Annotated in this window: 21 protein-coding genes and 1 pseudogene; 11 read left to right on the top strand and 11 right to left on the bottom strand. The window is 71.2% G+C overall.

Annotation, left to right across the window (positions count from 1 at the left end; translation table 11 throughout):
• Positions 1-46: 46 nt before the first annotated feature.
• Entirely contained in the window at positions 47-1,009 is a 963-nt protein-coding gene (locus tag ASC99_RS10950) for a hypothetical protein (protein ID WP_235502398.1), read from the bottom strand.
• A gap of 240 nt (positions 1,010-1,249) precedes the next feature.
• Positions 1,250-1,813 (bottom strand): TetR/AcrR family transcriptional regulator, encoded by a 564-nt coding sequence (locus ASC99_RS10945; RefSeq protein WP_057230691.1) that lies wholly within the window; start codon positions 1,811-1,813, stop codon positions 1,250-1,252.
• A gap of 112 nt (positions 1,814-1,925) precedes the next feature.
• Between ASC99_RS10945 and ASC99_RS10940 the strand changes: the two genes are divergently transcribed.
• Together ASC99_RS10940 and ASC99_RS10935 are read left to right on the top strand one after the other, a co-directional pair.
• The gene (locus tag ASC99_RS10940; RefSeq protein WP_063857055.1) at positions 1,926-4,145 is read left to right on the top strand and encodes an MMPL family transporter; all 2,220 of its coding nucleotides are present in this window, start codon (positions 1,926-1,928) and stop codon (positions 4,143-4,145) included.
• A gap of 22 nt (positions 4,146-4,167) precedes the next feature.
• Entirely contained in the window at positions 4,168-4,527 is a 360-nt protein-coding gene (locus ASC99_RS10935) for a zinc ribbon domain-containing protein YjdM (protein ID WP_057230690.1), read from the top strand.
• Positions 4,528-4,588: 61 nt separating this feature from the next.
• Here ASC99_RS10935 and ASC99_RS10930 read toward each other — a convergent pair whose 3' ends face one another.
• Together ASC99_RS10930 and ASC99_RS10925 are read right to left on the bottom strand one after the other, a co-directional pair.
• A complete protein-coding gene (locus tag ASC99_RS10930; protein ID WP_057230687.1) occupies positions 4,589-6,004 on the bottom strand; it encodes a polysaccharide lyase 6 family protein in 1,416 nt (471 codons plus the stop codon).
• A gap of 157 nt (positions 6,005-6,161) precedes the next feature.
• A complete protein-coding gene (locus ASC99_RS10925) occupies positions 6,162-7,730 on the bottom strand; it encodes a serine/threonine-protein kinase (protein ID WP_057230686.1) in 1,569 nt (522 codons plus the stop codon).
• 136 nt (positions 7,731-7,866) lie between these two features.
• Here ASC99_RS10925 and ASC99_RS10920 point away from each other — a divergent pair, with 136 nt between their 5' ends.
• The 6 genes and pseudogenes from ASC99_RS10920 to ASC99_RS10895 all read left to right on the top strand — a co-directional run bounded on the left by ASC99_RS10920 (position 7,867) and on the right by ASC99_RS10895 (position 14,490).
• Positions 7,867-8,421, top strand: a complete 555-nt coding sequence (locus tag ASC99_RS10920; protein WP_057230684.1) for a TetR/AcrR family transcriptional regulator — start codon at positions 7,867-7,869, stop codon at positions 8,419-8,421.
• Between the two features lie 143 nt (positions 8,422-8,564).
• Complete coding sequence (locus ASC99_RS10915; protein ID WP_057230958.1) at positions 8,565-9,635, top strand: agmatine/peptidylarginine deiminase; 1,071 nt, start codon at positions 8,565-8,567, stop codon at positions 9,633-9,635.
• Positions 9,636-9,699: 64 nt separating this feature from the next.
• Positions 9,700-10,881, top strand: a complete 1,182-nt coding sequence (locus ASC99_RS10910) for an agmatine/peptidylarginine deiminase (RefSeq protein WP_057230957.1) — start codon at positions 9,700-9,702, stop codon at positions 10,879-10,881.
• 10 nt (positions 10,882-10,891) lie between these two features.
• A complete protein-coding gene (gene ureA, locus ASC99_RS10905; protein WP_057230683.1) occupies positions 10,892-11,593 on the top strand; it encodes an urease subunit gamma in 702 nt (233 codons plus the stop codon).
• Positions 11,590-13,429: pseudogene (locus ASC99_RS10900) on the top strand (urease subunit alpha). The gene ureA and the pseudogene ASC99_RS10900 overlap by 4 nt, the downstream one beginning before the upstream one ends.
• 20 nt (positions 13,430-13,449) lie before the next feature.
• Positions 13,450-14,490, top strand: coding sequence for an agmatine/peptidylarginine deiminase (locus ASC99_RS10895; RefSeq protein ID WP_057230681.1), 1,041 nt, complete (start codon positions 13,450-13,452; stop codon positions 14,488-14,490).
• Between the two features lie 622 nt (positions 14,491-15,112).
• On the opposite strand, the gene ASC99_RS10890 is transcribed toward ASC99_RS10895, so the two are convergent.
• Entirely contained in the window at positions 15,113-15,499 is a 387-nt protein-coding gene (locus tag ASC99_RS10890; protein WP_157531477.1) for a hypothetical protein, read from the bottom strand.
• Between the two features lie 10 nt (positions 15,500-15,509).
• Between ASC99_RS10890 and ASC99_RS10885 the strand changes: the two genes are divergently transcribed.
• Entirely contained in the window at positions 15,510-15,683 is a 174-nt protein-coding gene (locus tag ASC99_RS10885; protein ID WP_157531476.1) for a hypothetical protein, read from the top strand.
• Between the two features lie 54 nt (positions 15,684-15,737).
• On the opposite strand, the gene ASC99_RS10880 is transcribed toward ASC99_RS10885, so the two are convergent.
• The 5 genes from ASC99_RS10880 to ASC99_RS10860 form a co-directional block, all read right to left on the bottom strand.
• Positions 15,738-16,622, bottom strand: coding sequence for a spherulation-specific family 4 protein (locus ASC99_RS10880; RefSeq protein ID WP_057230955.1), 885 nt, complete (start codon positions 16,620-16,622; stop codon positions 15,738-15,740).
• A gap of 141 nt (positions 16,623-16,763) precedes the next feature.
• Entirely contained in the window at positions 16,764-17,312 is a 549-nt protein-coding gene (locus tag ASC99_RS10875; RefSeq protein WP_057230675.1) for a DUF11 domain-containing protein, read from the bottom strand.
• A 294-nt stretch (positions 17,313-17,606) separates the two neighbouring features.
• On the bottom strand, positions 17,607-18,656 hold the full coding sequence (locus ASC99_RS10870; protein ID WP_057230672.1) for a DUF11 domain-containing protein: 1,050 nt from the start codon (positions 18,654-18,656) through the stop codon (positions 17,607-17,609).
• A gap of 182 nt (positions 18,657-18,838) precedes the next feature.
• A complete protein-coding gene (locus ASC99_RS10865; RefSeq protein WP_162257868.1) occupies positions 18,839-19,174 on the bottom strand; it encodes a DUF11 domain-containing protein in 336 nt (111 codons plus the stop codon).
• 20 nt (positions 19,175-19,194) lie between these two features.
• The gene (locus ASC99_RS10860; protein ID WP_057230668.1) at positions 19,195-19,677 is read right to left on the bottom strand and encodes a MarR family transcriptional regulator; all 483 of its coding nucleotides are present in this window, start codon (positions 19,675-19,677) and stop codon (positions 19,195-19,197) included.
• 90 nt (positions 19,678-19,767) lie between these two features.
• Between ASC99_RS10860 and ASC99_RS10855 the strand changes: the two genes are divergently transcribed.
• On the top strand, positions 19,768-20,121 hold the full coding sequence (locus ASC99_RS10855) for an HGxxPAAW family protein (RefSeq protein WP_235502450.1): 354 nt from the start codon (positions 19,768-19,770) through the stop codon (positions 20,119-20,121).
• On the opposite strand, the gene ASC99_RS10850 is transcribed toward ASC99_RS10855, so the two are convergent.
• Positions 20,106-20,552, bottom strand: a complete 447-nt coding sequence (locus ASC99_RS10850) for a hypothetical protein (RefSeq protein WP_057230951.1) — start codon at positions 20,550-20,552, stop codon at positions 20,106-20,108. The genes ASC99_RS10855 and ASC99_RS10850 overlap by 16 nt on opposite strands.
• Before the next feature lie 137 nt (positions 20,553-20,689).
• Between ASC99_RS10850 and ASC99_RS10845 the strand changes: the two genes are divergently transcribed.
• Positions 20,690-21,289, top strand: coding sequence for a TetR/AcrR family transcriptional regulator (locus tag ASC99_RS10845; protein ID WP_057230666.1), 600 nt, complete (start codon positions 20,690-20,692; stop codon positions 21,287-21,289).
• Positions 21,290-21,337 lie beyond the last annotated feature (48 nt).

The following is a 21,337-nucleotide window of genomic DNA, read 5'->3' as shown; positions in this document are numbered from 1 at the left end:
CTCTTTCGGTCGGCTGTGTGAGCGGGGAACAGGGCGGCCTCAGGGCCTACTTCGCGCAGCGGTCCCGGAGGGCGGTGAACGCCTTGGCGGGGTCGTCGCCGTTCAGGTACTGCCAGGGCGAGCTGGTGACCGTGCCGTCGATGGCCTCGAACAGCTGCCGGGCGGTCCACTTCTCGCCCACCAGGGCGAACACCATGGCGAAGGTGTTGTACGCGGACTTCCAGTCGGCCGGTCGGACGTAGTCGGGGTGCAGGATCGAGCGGCCGAGCGCCTCGTGCAGCTCCGCCAGCACGTCGGGGCTGGTCAGGTAGGCGTGGTCGGCCTCGGACGGCAGGTCGAGCCAGCGCTCCAGGTGACCGAGTGCGACCAGCTCGCCGAGCGGGCTGCCGGGTGCCGCGGCCAGCATCGAGCTGCGGGCGAACTCGTGCATCTGCTGGTGCGAGCCGCCCCACTTGGCGCACAGCTGCTGGAGCCGCTGCTTGTGCGAGCCCAGGTGCCCGGGGCAGCGGCGGACCGCCGCCTCGAAGCGGATCCGGCCGGCCTCCTTGTCCACCGACGCGCCCCGGCCGCTGATCTGCAGGAAGTACCAGGGGGCGAGCCACTCCGGCTCCCGCTCGGCCACCTCGAACAGTTGCTGCTCGGCGAGCTCCAGGCGCTGCCCGAACACCTTCCACTGCTCCTCGGAGACGTGCTGCGCCCGCGCGCCGGTCCTGGCCTCCCAGGCCCAGGCCACCTGCCGGGCACCGGAGAGAAGCAGCGGCAGCGCCGAGTCGGGCTCGCCGGTGGCCGCCTCGGAGACCCACTCCTCGATGCCGCCGACGTTCGACACCCCGGCCAGCATCCAGGTCAGCTCGGAGGGGTCCTCGATCGCGGCGAGGCTCGCGCGCAGGGCGAGCCAGTCGCCCGCCTCGGCCTGGCGGAGCATCAGGGCCAGGGTCTCGTTGCCGCAGGCGGGATCGACCGCGGGCGGCACGCTCCGGTCGCGCGACCTCCACCGGAAAAACGTCATGGTACGGCCCTCTCACCTGTGTTCGCAGACTCCGCCGGGCAGCCCGAGGACCGTCCTGAAAGGAGTGCCTATCGCCCCGAGCGCTGTGTGTTCAACGGATTATCACTGGTCGAACTGACGGCCCGTCGTTCGGGAGCCGAGCTGCGCCGGGGCAAGCGGAACGATTGGTGCCGGTTCGTCCCGGATCGGACGTACCGGCACCGTCGAGGGTGAGGGCGTACCTCAGGGTCTGACCGGGCGTCAGGGCAGGGTGGCGGCACCCGCGTGCAGGAAGGCCATCGCGGTGTCGATGTTCGCCTCCTGCGGGTGGTGGCACAGCTCGCTGATCATCGCCGCGGCTGCGGCGGCGGCCATCCGGGGGCCGAAGGCGTCGGGCGCGCTGCCGCGCTCCTCGGCGAACATCCGGGCGCCCTCCTGGATCACCTCGGCCAGCCGGAGATTGCCGGCCGCCGCGAGCTGGGGGTTGGCATCGAACATCCGGTCGGTGAGGTCGTCGAGGTCGCTGCGGTCGGTGAACTCGTGGCGCAGCCAGTGCTCCAGCGCGTCCAGGATCGTCCAGCCCTCCGGCCGCTCGCGCAGTGCGCCGGCCAGCCGGTCGGCGAAGGACTCGAACTGTGCCAGTGCCAGTTCGAGCTTGGACGGGAAGTACAGCGTGACCGTCCGCGGTGAGACCTCGGCGGCCTCGGCGATCTCGGCGATCGTGGTCGCCTCGAAGCCCCGCTCGGCGAACAGCTCGTACGCGGCCCGGACGATCGCCTCGCGGCGTCGCGCCTTGCTGCGCTCCCGTAGCCCCTCAGTCGTCATGGCCGAAGCTTACCAGCGAGCGCTAAATTACAGCCAACTGTAAAAATGCTTTAGGCTGTAGTGAGACGGTGGCCCGTGGGGGCGCCTGCCGGGACGAGAGAAGGGCATCGACATGGCGTCACGCCTGTACGCATGGGGGCGCTGGGCGATCCGCCGACGGGGCCGGGTGATCGGGGTCTGGCTGCTGCTGCTCGCCGTGGTCGGCGGCCTCGGGATCACCCTGCACGGCAAGCCGAGCACCGCATTCTCGGTGCCGGGGATCGAGTCCCAGCAGGCCCAGGAACTGTTGGAGGCTCAGTTCCCGGCCGCGGCGGGCGGGGTGGCCCGGGTGGTGTTCGCGGCCCCCGAGGGCGGCACGCTGACCGGGCCCGCAGCCGGGACGGCGATCGCCACCGGCCTGCGGACCGCCGCCCAGCTGCCGGGCGTGGTGGCCGTCTCCGATCCGGCCCACGGCGGGGCGATATCGGCGGACGGCCGGATCGGCTACGCCGACGTCCGGTTCGGGGTGGCCGCCGACGAGGTGCCGCAGACCGCCAAGGACGCTCTCGCGGAGGCGATGGCCCCGGCCCGGGACGCCGGACTGCAGGTCGAGTTCGGCGGATCGGCCATGCAGCCCAAGACCGAGGTCGGCGGCCCGGCCGAGGTGGTCGGCGTGGTGCTGGCCTTCGTCGTGCTGGCACTCGCCCTCGGCTCGCTGGTGGCGGCCGGACTGCCGCTGCTGACCGCCGCCGTCGGCGTGCTGATCGGCGTCCTGGGCGTCCAGTTCGTCTCGCGCTTCCTGGAGATGACCAACACCGCCACCGTGCTCGCCCTGATGATCGGTCTGGCGGTGGGCATCGACTACGCGTTGTTCATCATCTCCCGCCACCGGGAACAGCTCGCCGACCCCGAGGCCGACCTCGACGACTCGATCGCGCGGGCGGTCGCCACCGCCGGCAGCTCGGTGGTCTTCGCCGGAGCGACCGTGATCATCGCGTTGGCGGCGCTCGCGGTCACCGGTATCCCGTTCCTGACCGTGATGGGGCTGGCCGCCGCCGGTACCGTGCTGCTCGCGGTGCTGATCGCCGTCAGCCTGGTGCCCGCCGTGCTGAGCCTGCTGGGTGAGCGGCTGCGCCCCCGGGTCCGGCAGCCGCGCCCCGGCCGTACGCCTGCGCGCCCCGGTACCTGGAGCCTGGCCTGGGCCCGTACCGTCACCCGGCGGCCGCTGGTGGTCCTGCTGGTCGGGGTGGTCGGCCTGATCGCCCTCGCCCTGCCCGCCCGCGACCTGCGCCTCGGGCTGCCGAGCTACGCCTCCCAGCCGGCCGACAGCACCCAGCACCGCAGCTACGACCTGCTGACCGACGGCTTCGGCCCCGGTTTCAACGCCACGCTGGCCGCCGTGGTCGACACCAGCGGCATTGCGGACGGCCAACGGGACGCCACGGTAAGGGAGTTGAGCCGGACGCTGGCCGCCGACCCGGGGGTGGCCGCGGTCGCCCCGCCGGTCACCAACCCCGGCGGCAGCCTCGCCGTGATCGCGGTGGTGCCCAGGACCGGCCCCGACGCCCAGGCCACCACCGACCTGGTGCACCGCCTGCGGGAGAACGCCCCCGCGGTCGACCGGACCGGTGGCACCCTCTACATCGCCGGTGCCACCGCCGCCGGCATCGACGTCTCCCACAAGCTCTCCGACGCCCTGCCGCTGTTCGTCGCCATCATCGTGATCCTGGCGCTGATCCTGCTGACCATCGCATTCCGGTCGCTGCTGATCCCGGTCAAGGCCGCGCTCGGCTTCCTGCTGTCGATCGCCGCCTCGCTGGGCGTCACCGTCTGGGTGTTCCAGAACGGTCACCTCAACGGCCTGCTCGACATCCCCTCGGCCGGGCCGGTGACCGCCTTCCTGCCGGTGCTCCTGATCGGCGTGCTGTTCGGGCTGGCGATGGACTACGAGGTCTTCCTGGTCAGCCGGATGCGCGAGCACCACGAGCAGACCGAGGACGCGGCCGCCGCGATCATCCACGGCGTGGCCCGGAGCGGGCGGGTGGTCTCCGCCGCCGCACTGATCATGGTCGCGGTCTTCGGTGGCTTCGTCTTCAACCACGACCCGATCATCAAGTCGATCGGTTTCGCGCTCGCCGTCGGCGTGCTGATCGACGCCTTCGTGGTCCGGATGGCCCTGGTGCCCGCCGCGATGGCACTGCTCGGCCGCCGCGCCTGGTGGCTGCCCCGGGGTCTCGACCGGCTGGTGCCCGACGTCGACATCGAGGGCGCGCACCTTCCCGCGCCGGTGGTGCCGACGCCGACGCCGACCTCGGCGGGGGAGCGGGCCCGGGACACCGCGCAGGTGGGCTGACCAGGTCGGATATTCTGGCCACATGAGCGAGAACCTGCCTGCGTGCCCGAAGTGCTCCGGTGAGTACACCTACGAGATGGACGCCCTGATGGTCTGTCCGGAGTGCGGCCACGAGTGGGCCCCGAACGCGGCCGAGAGTGCCGCCGCCCCGGCCTCCGGCGAGCGCGTGATCAAGGACGCGGTCGGCAACGTGCTCGCCGACGGTGACACCGTGACCGTGGTCAAGGCGCTCAAGGTCAAGGGCAGCCCGTCGGGGATCAAGGCGGGCACCAAGGTCCGCAACATCCGGCTGGTCGACGGGGTGGACGGCCACGACATCGACTGCAAGGTCGACGGGTTCGGCCCGATGCAGCTGAAGTCGAGCGTGGTGAAGAAGGCCTGACGGACCGTCAGTGGCGCGCACCGGCCGAACCGCCCCACAGCGGGTCGGCCGGTGACGCCGGTCAGTTGGCGTCGGGGCCCACGTCGGCCGGGGTGAGGGGTCGGCGGAGCGGGGCGAGGGTGGTGTACTCGTCGGCGCCGATGTCGCGGCTGCTGCCGCGCGGGTGGCCGTCGAGGTCCTGGGTCACGGCCGGAGCGGCCAGCGTCGCCGCGTTGATCGCGGGACTGCCGGCCGACAGCCGGTACACCCCGTCGGACTCCTTGCGCAGGAGCGGGTCGACCCGGCGGTAGCCGGTGGACGGGATGGTGCCGTTGGCCGCTGCGCCCCACAGGATGTTGCTCCGCCAGGTGAAGCCGGAGGTCGCCGCCATCGCGACCAGACTGCCGGTGCCGGCGGACAGGATGTTGTCGGCGACCACCACGTCCCGCGGCGGGTAGTCCCGGGTCTCGCCCGAGAGCGTCCGGGCGTTGCCCACCAGGGTGTTGTACGCGATCACCGCGCGGTCGCAGGCGTCGTTGCCCTGGCGCTCCTCGGTGCTCTCGCCGTCGTGGTGGTCGCGGGTGGTGCCGCTGCCGATGACCAGGGCGCGGCCGGACAGACCGGCCAGCAGATTGTTCACCACCAGGTGGTCGTTCCCGTAGAGCCGCAGGCCGTCGGTGCCGCCGAGCAGGTAATTGCCTTCCACCGTCGTGCCGTTGCCGTGCCGCAGCACGATCCCGCCACGGCTGTCGCGGATGGTGTTGTACCGGACGGTGTTGCCCGAGGACTTCACCGAGACGGCCTCGGGATCCCCGTCGCAGCGCTCGAACAGGTTGTACTCCACCAGCGCGTCGGCGTCGGCGAGCGCCCGGCTGCTGACCCCGAGCCGGATCGACTCGCCGCCGTTGGCACCGGAGTAGCTGTGGTCGCGGAAGTGGTTCCGGAGGATCTGCGGGCGCTGCGCCATGGCGGTCGAGCCGGGACCGTCGACCACGAGGAAGATGCCCTCGGTCGTCCGGTCGTGGAAGCGGTTCCGGTCGATCTTGGCGTCGTCGCCCCGCACCACCACCCAGTCGAGCCCGCTGATGTCGGCGAACCGGAAGTCGTTGCGGGTCAGCCGGATCCGCGGGCAACTCGCCGGGATCTCCAGGGTGGTGCGCTGCCGGAAGGCGAACCCGCTGACCGTGATGTTGCCGGAGTCGCTGAAGACGAAGCCGCGTTCGCCCTGCAGCACCGCACCGCCGCGGGACTGCGAGAGGATGGTGATCGGCGCGTCGACGGTGCCGTTCCGGCCGGAGACCCGGATGGAGCCTCCTGACGGGACGGTGTACGTGCCGTCGGCCAGCGTGATCCGGTCGCCGGGGACCGCCCGGTCGATGGCCTTCTGAAGGTCGTTCAGGGAACCGACCGTCACCGTGGTCGCGGCGCGGGCCGAGAGCGGTACCGCGGCGGCCGCCGCGCCGAGCAGCGTGCCGGTGATGAGCGTGCGTCGTCGCATCGCGCCTCCTGAGTGGATACGGGCCGGATCGACGCCGAGCGCTGAGTGGCAGCAGCGCCCGCCATCCATCCGCCGAACATTCCAGCAGAGCCGTCGGACTGCCGGGAAGCCTGCGGCAGGGCACCGTCCACTGCCCGATCGGGCACCTGACAGTGGCTCAGGCCGTGCGGCGGTAGGTGGTGACGATGATCCTGACCGGGCTGTCGTCCGATGCTGCCGGGCTGACGGCCCGTACGAGGGCGATGTCGGTCCCGGCCGGGCTGCGGAGACAGAAGCCGGAGCCGAACGGCACGGTGGAGACCGGCCGGGTCTCGATGCCCTTGACGCACTCGTCAAGGGTGAGCCGGTCGGCCGGGGCGACGTAGGCGACGCTGCTGTCGGGCAGGTAGAACTCACCTGCGTGGCGGCCCAGATACCAGGTCGAGGCGTCCTGCGGGGCCACCTTTCCGGCGCTGAGGTCGAACTCGAAGGAAGAGTCGGGCGAGGTGAGTTCGAGGTCGCTGTGGACCGCCACGTAACCGGGCTGGGCGGACGTGGACGGGGACAGGGACGGCGAGGGCGTGGGCGACGGGGCGGCTGCCTGCGCGGCGGAGTCCGGAGCAGCGGGCTCGTCCAGGTCGAGCAGGACGAACGTGCCGCCCGCGCCGACGAGCAGGGCGGCGGTCACCAGGAGCGGGGTCCGGACCGGTCGGCGCCGGCGAGCCGCGCGTCTGCCGGGGGCCGGCTCCATGAGGCGCGTGGGTTCCGGGAGGAGGACACGCGCGGTCGGGGTCAGGTCGGCATCGGGGACGGACGGTGTGGTCGGCAGGTCGGTGTGGCCGAGGACGGTGGTGCTGACCTGCTGGGGCAGCCAGCCCTCGGCGAAGCGGAGCTCGCCGCCGGTGGCCGGATGGTCGCGGACCCACTCGATCAGCTGGGCGGTGCCGGGGCGGTGTCCGGGGGCCTTGGCCAGGCAGCTCCGGACCAGGTCGTGCAGGCCGGCCGGCAGACCGGTGAGGTCGGGTTCCTCGTGGACCGCCCGGTAGAGGGCGGTCGCCCCCGGCCCGTCGCCGAACGGTGACGTGCCGGAGCCGACCCAGCAGATCAGGGCGCCCAGGGCGAAGACATCAGTGGCCGGAGTGGCAGGCAGGCCGAGGGCCTGCTCCGGGGCCATGAAGCCGGGCGACCCGATCCGCAGGCCGGTGGCGGTCAGCGGGTGGGCGTCGGCGGCGCGGGCGATGCCGAAGTCGATGACCCGGGGACCGTCGGCGGCGACCAGGACATTGCCGGGCTTGAGGTCACGGTGCACCACACCGGCGAGGTGGATGACTTGCAAGGCCTCGGCGATACCGGCGAGCAGCAGCAGGACGGTCCGTTCGGGGAGCGGACCGTGACGGTGGATCACCTGGTGCAGGGAGGGCCCCGGTACGTACGTGGTGGCCAGCCAGGGGGTGACGGCGTCGGTGCCGGAGTCGACCACCTGGGCGGTGTACAGGCCGTGGATGCGCCGGGCGCTGGCGACCTCCTGGGCGAACCGGCTGCGGAACTCCAGGTCCTCGGCGAGCTCGGGCCGGACCACCTTGAGGGCGACGGGCCGCCCGCCCGGTGTGTAGGCGAGGTAGACCCGGCCCATGCCGCCCGCGCCGAGCCGGGCACAGAGGCGGTAGCCGCCCACCTCGCGGGGGTCGTCCGGGGACAGCGCCTGGAACGCCGTGGGTGACGGGGTGCCGAAGGGCTCTGTGATCATGCGGACTCCCAGCGGGTGGAGCGGGTGAGGGTGTGCGGAGCATATCCTGACCCAAATTTCAGTCAGCCCACCCTGTCGATCGGGCGGTGCCCCCCGGGTAGGGTGATCCCTTGTGGCTGACCGTCGAACCTTGATCATGGAAGCGGCCGCGCGGGTGATCGCCCGGCGCGGTGTCCGAGGGCTGCGCGTGGAGGAGCTCGCCGCGGAGGCGAGCGTGTCCACGGCGCTGATCTACTACCACTTCAAGGACCGGGCGGGGATCCTCCGGTCGACGTTGGAGTTCATCAACGACCGGGCCGATCGCTACACCGCGGAGCGCGCGGCGGACGCGCCGCCGCTGGACGCCCGGGGTGAGCTGGAGCAGACCCTGCTGTTGGAGTTCCAGGACATCCCCGAGGTGCGGGAGAACAGCACCGCGTGGGGCGAGCTTCGGGCGAGTGCCGTGTTCGACCCCGACCTCCGGGAGGACGTGGCCCGGGCCACCCTGGTCTGGGTGCAGGACGTGGCGGAACTGCTGGGCCGGGTGCGGCCGATGAACGGCGCCGCCGCTCTGGCCGCCTCCGCCGAGCGGCTGACCGCGCTGCTGGAGGGTCTGAGCGTCCGTTGGCTCAGCGGCAGCCTGCCGATGGAGCACGCGCGCGAGCTGATGGCCGGCGCGATCGACAGTGAACTGGAGCGGCTGCGCGGCTGAGTGCCGAGCGTGAATGCCCCGGACCGCATGGGGTCCGGGGCATGCGCATGCCCATCTGTGGAATCTTGACTGAAATTTCAGTCAGTGCGAGAGTGGGGATGCGGTTCCGGCCGCAGGTGCAATTCTTGAACCTGGAGATCCGCATGAACGACGACCGCTCCTTCCTCAGTCGCCTCTTCGGAGCCGAACCCGCTCGGGTGTCCGGCCCGCGCGAGTGGCGGGTGGAGCCCGACGACGTCCCGCATGCCCGTACCTGGATGTCCTGGCCGTCCCGCAAGAGCGTCTGGGGCCGACAGCTGGCCGGCGTCCAGGAGGACATCGCGCTGATCGCCCGGACGATCGCCCGGTTCGAGCCGGTGACCGTGTGCGCCCCGGACGACTACAGCGTCCGCGAGGCCCGGTCCCACTGCGGCCCCACCGTCACCGTGACCGCCGATGTCCCCACCGACGACCTGTGGATGCGGGACACGGCACCGGTGTTCCGGCGGGACGACCGTGGACGGCGGGACGCCGTCGGTCTCAACTTCAACGGTTGGGGCGGGAAGCAGACGCACCAGGACGACGCGGAGGTGGCCCGGGGCATCGCCGAGCTGCTCGAACTCCCTTTCTCGTACGCCGACTTCGTCGGTGAGGGCGGCTCGGTCGAGACGGACGGGGACGGCACCCTGCTCGCCACCGAGAGCAGCCTGGTGAACAAGAACCGCAACCGGGGCATGAGCCGGGACGAGATCGAGGACGCCGTCCTCGACGTGTACGGCGCGGAGAAGATGATCTGGGTCCCCGGGATCAAGGGCAGGGACATCACCGACAACCATGTCGACGTCACCTCACGGTTCATCGGCCCCGGCACGGTGATGGTGCAGCTGCCCCCGACGGACCGCCATGACGTCTGGGCCCGGGACGCCCGCGAGCAGTTCGACATCCTCTCCCGGGCCACCGACGCCAGGGGTCGGCGGCTCCGGGTGATCCGGGTGGACGGCCCCGACACCGTCCGCTCGCGAGACTCGAAGTTCGTCGACTCCTACCTCAACTTCCACGTCGTCAACGGGGCCGTGATCACTGCCCAGTTCGGCGACCGGGCCAAGGACGAGGCCGCCCGGTGCACCCTCGCGGAGGCGTTCCCCGGACGTGAGGTGGTCCAGCTCGACGTCGACCGCCTGATGGCCGGGGGCGGCGGCATCCACTGCTCCACGATGCAGGAACCGCTGTCGTAGCGACGCGCCTGCCTTCCTCACACCCACCCTCATTCACCGGAGTGACTCCGTGTCAGACCCGATCATGCCCTTTTCCGCCTCCCGCCGGACGGTGCTGCGCGCCGCAGCCGGCGCCGGACTGCTCACCCTTGGGGCCGCCGCCTGTGCCGCGCCGGAGGAAGGCGACCAGGCGCTGCCGCCGAGGGCCTCCGAGCCGGCCGCACCGGGTAGTGGCCAGCCAGGGCCGACGCCCGGCCGCCGGTTCGGCGCGGAGTGGGAGAGCCACACCCGGACCTTCATGTCCTGGCCCGCCTCCACCGGTATCTGGGGTGACCAACTGTCTGACGTGCGCGGGGACATCGCGCGGTTGGCCCGGGCCGTCGCGGGCTACGAGGCGGTGGTGATGTTCGCCCGTCCCGGGCAGCTGGACGCGGCGCAGAACGCGTGCGGCAACGGCGTCGAGGTGGTCCCGCTGCCGGTCGACGACCTGTGGGCCCGGGACACCGTGCCGGTCTTCGTCGAGGACTCCGGCACGCTCAAGGGCGTCGACTTCAACTTCAACGGCTGGGGCGAGAAGCAGAAGGAGCACGGCAACGACACGGCGCTGGCGGCCGCCGTGCTCGGGAAGTACGGGGTCGAGCGGGTCCGGACGCCGCTGGTCGCCGAGGGCGGCTCGTTCGAGACCGACGGCGAGGGGACGCTGCTGGTCACCGAGAGCTCGGTGGTCAATGAGCGCCGCAACCCAGGGAAGAGCCGGGACGAGATCGAGGCCGAGCTCAAGAAGGCGCTGGGCGTCACCAAGGTGCTCTGGTTCGCCGGGGTGCGGGACCAGGACATCACCGACGCGCACGTGGACTGCCTGGTGCGGTTCGCGGCGCCGGGCGTCGTCCTGCTGGACCAGCCGTTCCCGGGCGCACCCGCCGATGTCTGGTCGCGCTCGGCCGCCCAGGCGCGGGAGGTGCTGAAGAGCGCCACGGACGCGCACGGCAGGCAGCTGCGGGTGATCGACCTGCCGCAGCCCGATCCGGACCGGATCACCGGGCGCGGCGACGCGTTCGTCTCCTCGTACATCAACTTCTACGTCGCCAACAAGGCGCTGTTCCTGCCCCGGTTCGGTGACGCCAAGGCCGACGACCGGGCCCAGCAGCTCCTGCGGGACCACTTCCCCGGCCGGGAGATCGTGCCGGTCGTCATCGACAACATCGCCTCCGGTGGCGGTGGGATCCACTGCTCCACCCACGACCAGCCCGGCACGCCGGCAGCCTAGGAGACGCGCGATGCGACTGACACCGACCGAGCGGGACCGGCTGCTGATCTTCACGGCGGCCGAGCTGGCCAGGGCCCGCCGGGCCCGGGGCCTGAAACTGAACATCCCCGAGGTGCACGCGCTGATCGCGGACACCGTCTGCGAGGCGGCCCGGGACGGCTGGCGGCTGGCCGAGGCGATCGAGGCCGGGCGCTCCGTGCTCACCGCCGAGGACGTGCTGCCCGGCGTGCCGGACGTGGTGACGACCCTTCAGGTGGAGGCGGTCTTCGACGACGGGACGCGGCTCTGCGTCATCGACGACCCGTTCCGGGCCCGGGGTTCGCTGGGGAACGGCGCACCCGGCGCGGCCCTGCCGGGGGACGGAGCGGGCTACCGGCCGGCCGAGGCGGAGGTGCGACTCCCGGTGCTCAACACCGCGGCGGTGCCGGTCTCGGTCACCTCGCACTTCCACTTCTTCGAGGTCAACCCCCGGCTGGCTTTCGACCGGGCCGCCGCCTACGGCTACCGGCTCGCCGCCCCGGCGGGCTCCTCGGTGCGGTTCGACCCCGGCGCCGTGGTGGAGGTGGGCCTGCTGCCGATCGGCGGGGCGCGGGTGGCGATCGGTTTCGCTGGTCTGGTGGACGGCCCGCTGGATGCGCCCGGGGCGAAGGAATCCGCGCTGGCAAAGGCACGTGCGACCGGCTATTTGACGCACTTTCAGGAGCAGGCATGAGTGGCAGCGTCTTCGACTCCGCAGGTTGTCACGGCCGCCCGGGCGGGGTGGCCGGGGGCGGCATCGACGCGGAGGACTACATCGCGGTGCACGGTCCCCGGGCCGGTGACCGGATCAGGCTCGGGGACAGCGGTCTGATCATCCGGGTCGAGTCCGACTCGCAGGCGCCGGGGGACGAGTTCCTGGCGGGGTTCGGCAAGACCGCGCGGGACGGGATGCTGCTGAAGGCGGCCGCCGTGCGGGACACCTGTGACGTGGTGATCAGCAACGTGCTGGTGATCGACGCGGTGCTGGGCATCCGGAAGACCTCGATCGGCCTGATCGACGGCCGGATCGCCTCGATCGGACGGGCCGGCAACCCAGACACCCTGCACGGTGTGGATGTGGTGGTCGGGACGGGGACGGCGATCGTCTCGGGGGAGGGGCTGATCGCGACAGCGGGTGCCATCGACACGCACGTGCACCTGCTCTCCCCGCGGATCATGGAGGCGTCGCTGGCCTCCGGCGTCACCACGATCATCGGGCAGGAGTTCGGCCCGGCGTGGGGGGTAGGGGTGAACTCGCCGTGGGCGTTGCGGCACGCGTTCAACTCCTTCGACGCGTGGCCGGTCAACATCGGGTTCCTGGGTCGGGGTTCGTCCTCGGATCCGGCGCCGCTGATCGAGGCGCTGGCTGAGGGTGGGGCGTCGGGGTTCAAGGTGCACGAGGACATGGGCGCCCACACCCGGGCGCTGGACACCGCGCTGCGGGTGGCCGAGGAGTACGACGTGCAGGTGGCCCTGCACACCGACGGCCTCAACGAGTGCCTCTCCGTCGAGGACACCCTGCGCGTCCTGGACGGCCGCACCATCCATGCCTTCCACATCGAGGGCTGCGGCGGCGGACACGTCCCCAACGTCCTCAAGATGGCGGGCGTGGAGAACGTCATCGGGTCCTCCACCAACCCCACCCTCCCCTTCGGCCGSGACGCCCTYGGCGAGCACTTCGGCATGATCGTCTCCGCCCACGACCTCAAGGTCGACCTCCCCGGCGACGCCGCCATGGCCCGCGACCGCATCCGCGCCGGCACCATGGGCGCCGAAGACGTCCTGCACGACCTCGGCGTCATCGGCATCACCTCCTCCGACGCCCAGGGCATGGGCCGGGCCGGCGAAACCGTCCGCCGCACCTTCGCCATGGCYGGCAAGATGAAGCACGAACTCGGCCCTCTCGACGGCGGATTCGGCACCGCCGAGAGCGGCGACGACAACGAACGCGTCCTGCGCTACATCGCCAAACTCACCATCAACCCCGCCATCGCCCACGGCCTCGCCCACGAAGTCGGCTCCATCGAAATCGGCAAACTCGCCGACATCGTCCATCGCCCACGGCCTCGCCCACGAAGTCGGCTCCATCGAAATCGGCAAACTCGCCGACATCGTCCTCTGGCGCCCCGACCACTTCGGCGCCAAACCGCAGTTGATCCTCAAGGCCGGATTCCCCGCCTACGGCGTCACCGGCGACCCCAACGCCTCCACCGACCGCTGCGAACCCCTCGTCCTCGGCCCCCAGTTCGGCTCCCACGGGGCCACCGCCGCCGACATCTCCGTCGCCTTCGTCGCCCAGGCAGCCGCCGACGGCGCGTACCTGGACCGGATGGCCGACCAACTCCCCACCCGCAGGCGCCGGGTGGGAGTCCGCAACACCCGGGGCATCGGGCCGCGCGACATGGTGCGCAACGCCCGGATCGGCAACGTCCAGGTCGAGTCCGACACCGGGCTGGTCTCGCTGGACGGCTCGCCGCTCCGCTCCGAACCGGCCGACTCGGTCTCCCTCAGCCGCCTGTACTTCCTCTGACCACATAGGATTTGACCCAAATGACCAACACCCCCGCCGCGCTCGGCTTCCGGATGCCCGCCGAATGGCACCCGCACGAGCGCACCTGGATGGCGTTCCCCACCGACAACCCGACCTTCGACAGCCCCGAGCACCTGCACGCCGCGCGGGAGGCCTGGGCCCGGGTGGCCAACACCATCGTCCGGTACGAGCCGGTCACCCTGATCGTCAACACCGGCGAACTGGACGCGGCCCGGCGCTACGTCTCCGCCGAGGTCGAGCTGGTCGAGCGGCCGCTGGACGACGCCTGGATGCGGGACATCGGACCGACCTTCCTGATCAACGACTCCGGCGAACTCGCGGCCACCGACTGGGTGTTCAACGGCTGGGGCGCCCAGTCCTGGGCCCGCTGGGAGCACGACCAGCACATCGCCGAGGAGATCACCGGCCTGACCGGTGTCCAGCGCTTCGCCTCCCGGCTGATCAACGAGGGCGGCGGCATCCACGTCGACGGTGAGGGCACCGTCCTGGTCACCGAGACCGTCCAGCTCGGCGAGGGGCGCAACTTCGACTGGACCAAGGAGGCCGTCGAGGCGGAGCTGCACGCCCAGCTCGGCACCACCAAGGCGATCTGGCTGCCGCGCGGACTCACCCGCGACTACGACGAGTTCGGCACCCGAGGGCACATCGACATCGTCGCCTCCTTCGTCCGCCCCGGCGTCGTGGTCGCCCACGTCCAGCCCGACCCCGCGCACCCGGACCACGAGGTCTGCCAGGAGCTGGTCGCCATCCTGCGCGCCGCCACCGACGCCCAGGGCCGTCCGCTGGAGGTCATCGAACTCCCCGCCCCCACCGTCCTCACGGACGAGGACGGCGAGCCGGTCGACTACTCCTACATCAACCACTACGTCGCCAACGGCGCCGTCATCCTCTGCGCCTTCGACGACCCGCGCGACCAGACCGCCGCCGACCTGCTCGCCGAGGCGTACCCCGGCCGCAAGGTCGAACTGGTCGACGCCCGCGAGATCTTCGCCAACGGCGGCGGCATCCACTGCATTACGCAACAGCAGCCGAAGGCCTGAGGTTTCTGCTGGTCAGAGAGCCTCCCGGATCTATGGAAGCCCTCTACGAGATCATCTCCTGAGGCCTCCCAGATGATCTTGATGGGTGCCGGGGTCGGACCGCCTGACGCTTGGGGGCACCATGTACGGCCCGACCCCGACTGCACACTGGGCCACGGCCATGACCACGGTCAAGGGCGTGGCCCAGACTGATGACCCTGCCGAGTCGCTGTAGGCGATCGATTCTTGGAGGTGTTGGTGGTTGCCTGTTGAATGGCCCAGGCGTCGACTCGGTCCTCAGAAGTGAACCACTCCGGCCTGCGGTCCGGCGACGGGACCCGGACCCAGTCGCCGTTCTTGAGGTCCCAGGCGCCCCACATTGGCTTCGCCGCGCCGACCGGCGGCAGTAGCTTCGGCATATATCGACTCTTCATGAGACCGGCCCTTCGGAGTGAACGAGTCGAAAGCGGGGCCACGGGTCACACTCGCAGTCGGGCACTGGACACCGGCAGATCAACGCCGGGTACCGCCCACCTCCCGGAGCCCGCCGGGGCAGCCATGATGGGCACCGGCCTGGCACTCGACGGATAGGTACTGGAAACGGCCATGTCGGGTTGCGTACGCGACCCGACATGACGATCCGTCAAGACCTCTTGAGGTGCTCGTCGACCCAGTCCGCCGTTGCCGGCAACGAGCCGAGATAGGTCCGAAGTCCATCGGCAGCCGCCTCAAGACCGGCAATGACCTTCTCCGCCGCGTCCTGGGTATACATTCGGCCGATCGTCTCTGGCGCTTCCATGCTTGCCTCGATAAATGGAGGCGTGAACGACCCGTCACCTCGGCGTTCACTGACCAACGAGAAGTAGAGCTCCAGCCAACCCTTCCCGGAAAAGCGGGGCACTGCAACGCCGCCATCGACGGATGCCATGTGCAGCACGTCGCCCGGATGCATTGGCTGTGGGTCGTGGGACTCTTCGCACCACGTGGGGCAGGAAATTTGCTCTGCGGCGGCTACTGCAGCTGTGGTCATGCTTCGAACTATGCGTATTCAGGACACCGTTGGGCGGGAACCACACCTGGTTGCCACCCAGTTGGGTGATAAATCAAGCGGCGCGAAGTTCGGCGGGGCATTGGGCGAGATGCGGCTCGCTCGGTGGGATGGGCGGCCCACCGGCCGCATCCACCGCATCACCCAGCAGCAGCCGAAGGCCTGACGGTCGCGGGGTGGGGCACCTCGAGTGCCCCACCCCTTCGGTGCACCGCTGGTATCAGCCGATGGTGGCGGCGTACGAGGTCTGCGCACTGAAACCCCAACTCGGTGCAGCATCCCAAGGGTTGGCGAGTACGTCGTCGGTGGCGTAGGCGTAGCCCGCGCCGCGGGCGAAGGCGGTGTCGAGCGTGGTCCGCATCTTGGGCGCGCCCGGCACGCCGTAGACCAGGTGCCAGAAGGCGGTACCGCTCGAGTCGAAGGCGGCGCCCGAGCAGTAGCCGGCCGTCAGGTTGAAGACGTTCCCGCCGAGCCAGCCCGCGCTGGTGTAGTCGGCATAGGTACCCTCGTACGTCACGAAGGTGTCGGCGGTGCGGTGGCCGGACTCCAGGTAGCAGTCGGCGATCGCGGTGCCCGGGTTGTCCACCACCAGTTCCTGGACGGCCGGGTCGAGCGCGTCGACGGTGCTCTGCACGTACTGACGGAGCGCCAGGTAGTAGTCGCGGGAGCTGTTCCCCGGGCCGCAGTCGCGGCTGACCACGTCGAAGAAGATGCCGTCGACGTGCAGCTTGCCGTCGGCGGTCTTCAGGTAGTTGTCTACGGACGCCTTCACGTCGGCGAGCGGACGGGCGGCATTGTCGGTGTGGACGTAACCGAGCACCTTGGTCTTCGAGCCCGTCGCTGTGCTCCCACTGCGCAGGGTTTCGGCCTGCGCCTGCCAGGCGGCGTTGAACGGGGTGTCCCCGTTCCCCGGGTTGAGCACCACCACGGACGCGGCGGACGACGTGGTCTGAAGTCCCGTCAGCATTGGGTCCCCCGGCCACACATAGGCCGGCACGGCGATCTCCAGCCCCCGGCTGTCGGCCGCGGCGCCCGAGGCCCCGGACGTCAGGGCGAGCACCGGGCTGAACGCCAGGGCGAGCAGGCCCTTGGTGTGCGTACGCATGAAATCCCCCCAGTGGTCAGCGGTGATCATCACCGCTCGCGCCGGATGATATCCGCACTTCCCGACCGGAACGGAAACAGCTGGCCATCCGACAGAACCGGTGCACGGTAGGTGAAGCGGCCGACCACACGGCCAGGGCCGTCAGTCGGTCTCGGTCGCCGCTCCGACCGCCCTGCGCCGACGCGCGCGTACGGCGTACCCGCCACCTGCCAGCAGGACCACGGCGGTACCAGCCGCCGCGAGGGTGGCCATCGGCCGGACCGTATCGTCGTTCTGCGCCCAGGCGAGGCGGCTGGAGGCGCAACCGGCCAGCGGTCGTCCCGGTTCGGTGCGCACGCAGGCCGTGGTCACCAGCTTGTCAGCGTGGGCGGTGTTCTTGGTCACCCCGGCGGTCAGGGTGAGCGTGACGTCGCGGCGGGGCGGCAGGTCGGCGGTCCAGGTGACCTGGGTGGCGCCGACCTGCCCGCCCTGTCCGGCGGTGCGGGGTTCGAGGGAGGGCCGGAGCATCTGGGAGACCTCCGCCGCGGCGATGGGTTGATCACTGTCGTTGCGTACCCGGACGGTGTAACTGAGGGTGCCACCTGCGCGGGCCTGCGCGTCGCCTGCGTCGATCGACACCGCTACCACGGCCGGTGGCGGTGCCGGGGCTTCGGCGGGCACGGCGGCCGTGGCGACGGCGGGCAGCACCATGCGGCCACCGGTAGTGCGGCGATCACGAGCGCGTTCTGCCACCGCGCGTTCGAACTGGCCAAAGCCTCGACCTCCCAGAGCGCGCGCCGCACGGGTCGTGCCGATGCGCTTGCCGCAACTGTGCCGGGACTGGGGCGGGTTGTGCGCAACCCGGCGGCCGCGCCCCGGGCCGATCATCCGATCGGGGCATCGTCGTGCGGCCGCTTGGCGGCTGCGGCCGCTGCGCGGGGCTTGGGCGCGGATACGGCTGCGGGCCCGGAACGGCTGTGCCGTTCCGGGCCCGCTGCGTGACCGCTACGCCGGGCCGCGCCGTCCGCGCCGTCCGCGCCGTCCGGCGAATGCGAGGCAGCCGAGTCCGACCACCACCAGGAGCGTTCCGGTCGCGGCAACGACGGTCACGGCGACGCCGGTGTGCGGAAGCGGCTTCGGCTTGGCCTTGCCGGTGTGGAGCGGGCCGCCGTCGGGGCCGTTGATGCCGGGCTTGTTGCTGTTGTTGCTCTGGTCGGGGTCGAGGGTGTCGGAGGAGGCGGTGGCGATGTTGTCGACGTCCTTGCCGTTGCCCGCGTAGGCGGGGTCGAGCTTGACAACGATGCGATGGACCGCCTTGTCACCCGGCGCGAGCCGCGCGGTCGATCCGCAGGTGACGGTCCTGCCGCTCGCGGTGCAGCCGTCCGGGGAGGAGACGAAGGAGAGCGCGGCCGGCAGCGGGTCGACGACCTTGGCGTTCACCGCGGTGGACGGGCCGTGGTTGGTGGTGGTGAGGGTGTAGCTGAACGTGTCGCCGGGGTCGGCCTGGGTCTTGCCGGCCGGGTAGCCGGCGGACTTGGTCAGCGCGAGGTCGGCGGCAGGCTCGCCAATGCGGAGGGTGTAGGTGTCCTCGTCGTTGTCGGGGTTGCGGTCGATCGGGTCGCTGACGCGGACCTTTCCGGTGAGGGTCTGGCCGCCGGCGACGTCCGGGGACACCCGCAGGGCGAACTCGGTGTCCACGTAACCGTCCTGCGCGGCGCGGTTTCCGGTGCGGGGCTGCGGAAGGATGCCCGCGGGGAACTTGCAGGTCGCCCGCTGTGGGGTGTCCGCGGTGCAGTGGCCGGGCAGGTCCTGGCCGCAGGAGAGCTGTGCGGGCAGGGTGACCGCGAAGGTGGCCTCACCGATGTGGGTGGACGGCCCGTGGTTCCTGATCCGGCCGGTCAGAGCGACCGTTTCGCCGGGCAGGACGGTGTCCTTGGGCAGCATCGCCTGGGCCGCCATGTCCCTCGTGTGCGGGGCGGGCCGGCCCCCGTCCGGCAGGAGGGCGGTGTCCTCGTCGTTGGCGGGGTTTGGGTCGGTGTTGTCGGCGTGGACCACGGCACGGTTGATGATGTCGGTGCCGTCGCCCAGGTAGGAGGGATCCAGGCGGGCGGTGAGGACGTAGGCGAACTCTCACCCACCTTCAGACGGCCCTTGGCCGGGCAGGTGACCGCCAGATTCGCGGCATCCACGGCGCACCCGGCCGGCCGGGATGAGGCGTAGGTCAGTGGCCTCGGCAGCTAGTCGGTGAGGACCACGTTGTAACTGTCGGACGTAGGACCATTGTTGGTCACGGTGATCGTGTAGTCGAACACGTCACCCGGCGCGACCCGCTTGGTCCCGACCGGCTTCTTGGTGATCGCGACGTCCGCCTTGGCCAGAGCCGGGGGGTTCGGGCCGGGGCCCGGGCCGGGCAGGGTGCCGGTCGAGGCGTCGGAGGCGTTGTTGCTCTGGTCCGGGTCGGCGCTGTCCGTGGCGACCTTGGCCTGGTTCCTCACATCACTGCCGTCACCCGCATACGCCGGGTCGAGCTGCACCTTGATCGTGTACGTCTTCCACCGCGAGCTCGGCCGCAACACCAGCAATTTGGGCCCGTTCAGGCTTGGTTGGCCGTGCGGATCTCGTCGAGGCGGGTGCCCATCAGGGCGGTGGCGCGGGTGAACCAGTCGGACAGGACGGCGACTTCGTCGGGCGTGTAGTCGGCGAAGAGTTCGTTCATGCGGAGGTAGAACGGCTCGTAGACCGCGTACAGCCGGGCGGCGGCGGTCTCGTCGGCGACGATTCTGACGCGTCGTCGATCGGCCGGGTCGGCGGCCCGGCGGGCGTACCCCGCGCGTTCGAGGCGGTTGAGCACGCCGGTGACGGCGCCGGTGGTCAGGTTGGCGCGGTCGGCCAGTTCTCCGGCGGTGATGGGCTGCTCGCTCGCCCCGAGGATGTGGCCGAGGCAGGTGAGGTCGGTGACCCCGAGGCCGAGGCGCTGCGCGATGTCCTGCTGGCTGACCAGGCTGAGCGCGATCAGCTGGTCCATGGCCGCCAGGGCCTGCGCCGGGGATGCGGCCGGACGGGGCTTGCCCTCCACCTGAAATCTCCTTAGAGTCTAAGATACTTAGCACGTGAGATAAATCGACGGGCTCGCCCCGGACCCCCAGCATGACGAAGGAGTGCGCAGATGAGCGGGATGCACGGCCACCACGACATGGGCCACACCGTTGCGGGGTGGACCGGCTCCGCCCTGGTGTTCGCGGGATTCGGCACGGCCGGCGTCGCGATGTGCGCGGCCTGGCTGCCGGGCGTCTGGCTCGGCGCCGGGCTGGTCTGCGCGGGTGCGCTGGCCAGCTGGCTGCTGCACCTCGCGGGCTGGGGCAAGCCGAGCGGCCCGCGGCCGGCCGAGCAGTGGGACTGGCGCGTCAGGGACACCTCCCACCACCCCGACTGCCTGGGCTGCCGCCTCGCGGCGCGCCCGCAGCCCCTCGACCTGCACGGCCGGCGCCGCGAACTGACGGCCGCTCAGCCCGCCGACTGACCCAGCGATCGCTCGGTCAGCCGCAGGTGCCGCTGCCGGGCCGCCTGGGCCGAGCCGAGGCCGAGGTTGACGGCGATCTGCTGCCAGGTCAGCCCCCGGCCGCGCGCCATCTCCAGCAGGCCGAGCTCCCACTCGTCCACCTCCGCCCGGGCCCACTGCACCAGTGCCAGCGCGGCCGCCAGGTCGTCCGCGTCGACCGGCGCCTCACCCTCCTCGGGGACCTCGCTGCCGCCGGCGAGCATCACCACCCGCCGCCAGGCGTCCACCGGGCCGAGCGGCATCCGCCGCTCCTCCCAGCGGTCACGGGCTTCGCCGTGGGCGTGGCGCTCGGTGATCCGGACCAGGGCCGGGTACTGCCGCTTCTCGTGCGCCTCGGCCACGTCCGGCACGTCGAACGGGGCGGAGAGCTGCACCTTGCTGTCCTCGGTCATGGCCTCACGGTAGGCGACCATGGCATTCGTTGACAACGGTTTATTGCAAACAATCTGTTCAAACTCCTACCGCAGCCACCCCGCCACCGGACCGTGAGAAGCTGGCCGGACCCATCCCTGAGCAGGAGGAACGGCAGATGGCGGAGCCACGGACGCGACGCCCCGCGCGCCCGCGCGAGGAGGTCTTCGCCACGGCCCGGGCGTCGATCGCCGAGCACGGGCTGGCCAAGCTGACGATGGCTGGGCTGGGCAAGCAGCTGCAGATGAGCGCCGGGCACCTGCTCTACTACTTCGGCAGCAAGGACCAGCTGCTGCTGGAGACCCTGCGCTGGAGCGAGGAGCAGCTCGGCGAACGGCGCCGCGCCGCCCTGACCGATCACGCGCTGACGGCTCGTCAGCGACTGGCTGCGTACGCGGAGTTGTACCTGCCCGAAGGCCCCGGCGATCCGCGCTGGATCCTCTGGCTCGAGGTCTGGGGCCGCTCCCCCGCCAGCGCGGAGATCCGGCAGGGGCAGCTGGAGATCGAGGCACCTTGGCAGGCCGACCTGGTCGCGCTGATCGAGGAGGGCGTGGCAGGCGGCGAGTTCACCGCCGACGGTGCGGCCGACCGGGCCGTCCAGCTCCGCGCGCTGCTGGACGGCCTCGCGGTACCGGTCGCGATCGGCCTACCCGGCGCGAGCCGGGCGGAGGCAGCCGGCCAGGTCGCCTCCGTGGCCCAGGCACTCCTGGGCGGCTGAGATCGACGTGCACCGCTGACCGGCCGTCAGGCTAGTTCGGGCCGGACC

The organism is Kitasatospora sp. Root107 (assembly GCF_001424875.1).
Classification (GTDB): Bacteria; Actinomycetota; Actinomycetes; order Streptomycetales; family Streptomycetaceae; genus Kitasatospora.
Note: the sequence above shows the minus strand (reverse complement) of the source record. Positions and strands in the feature narration are given on the sequence as shown.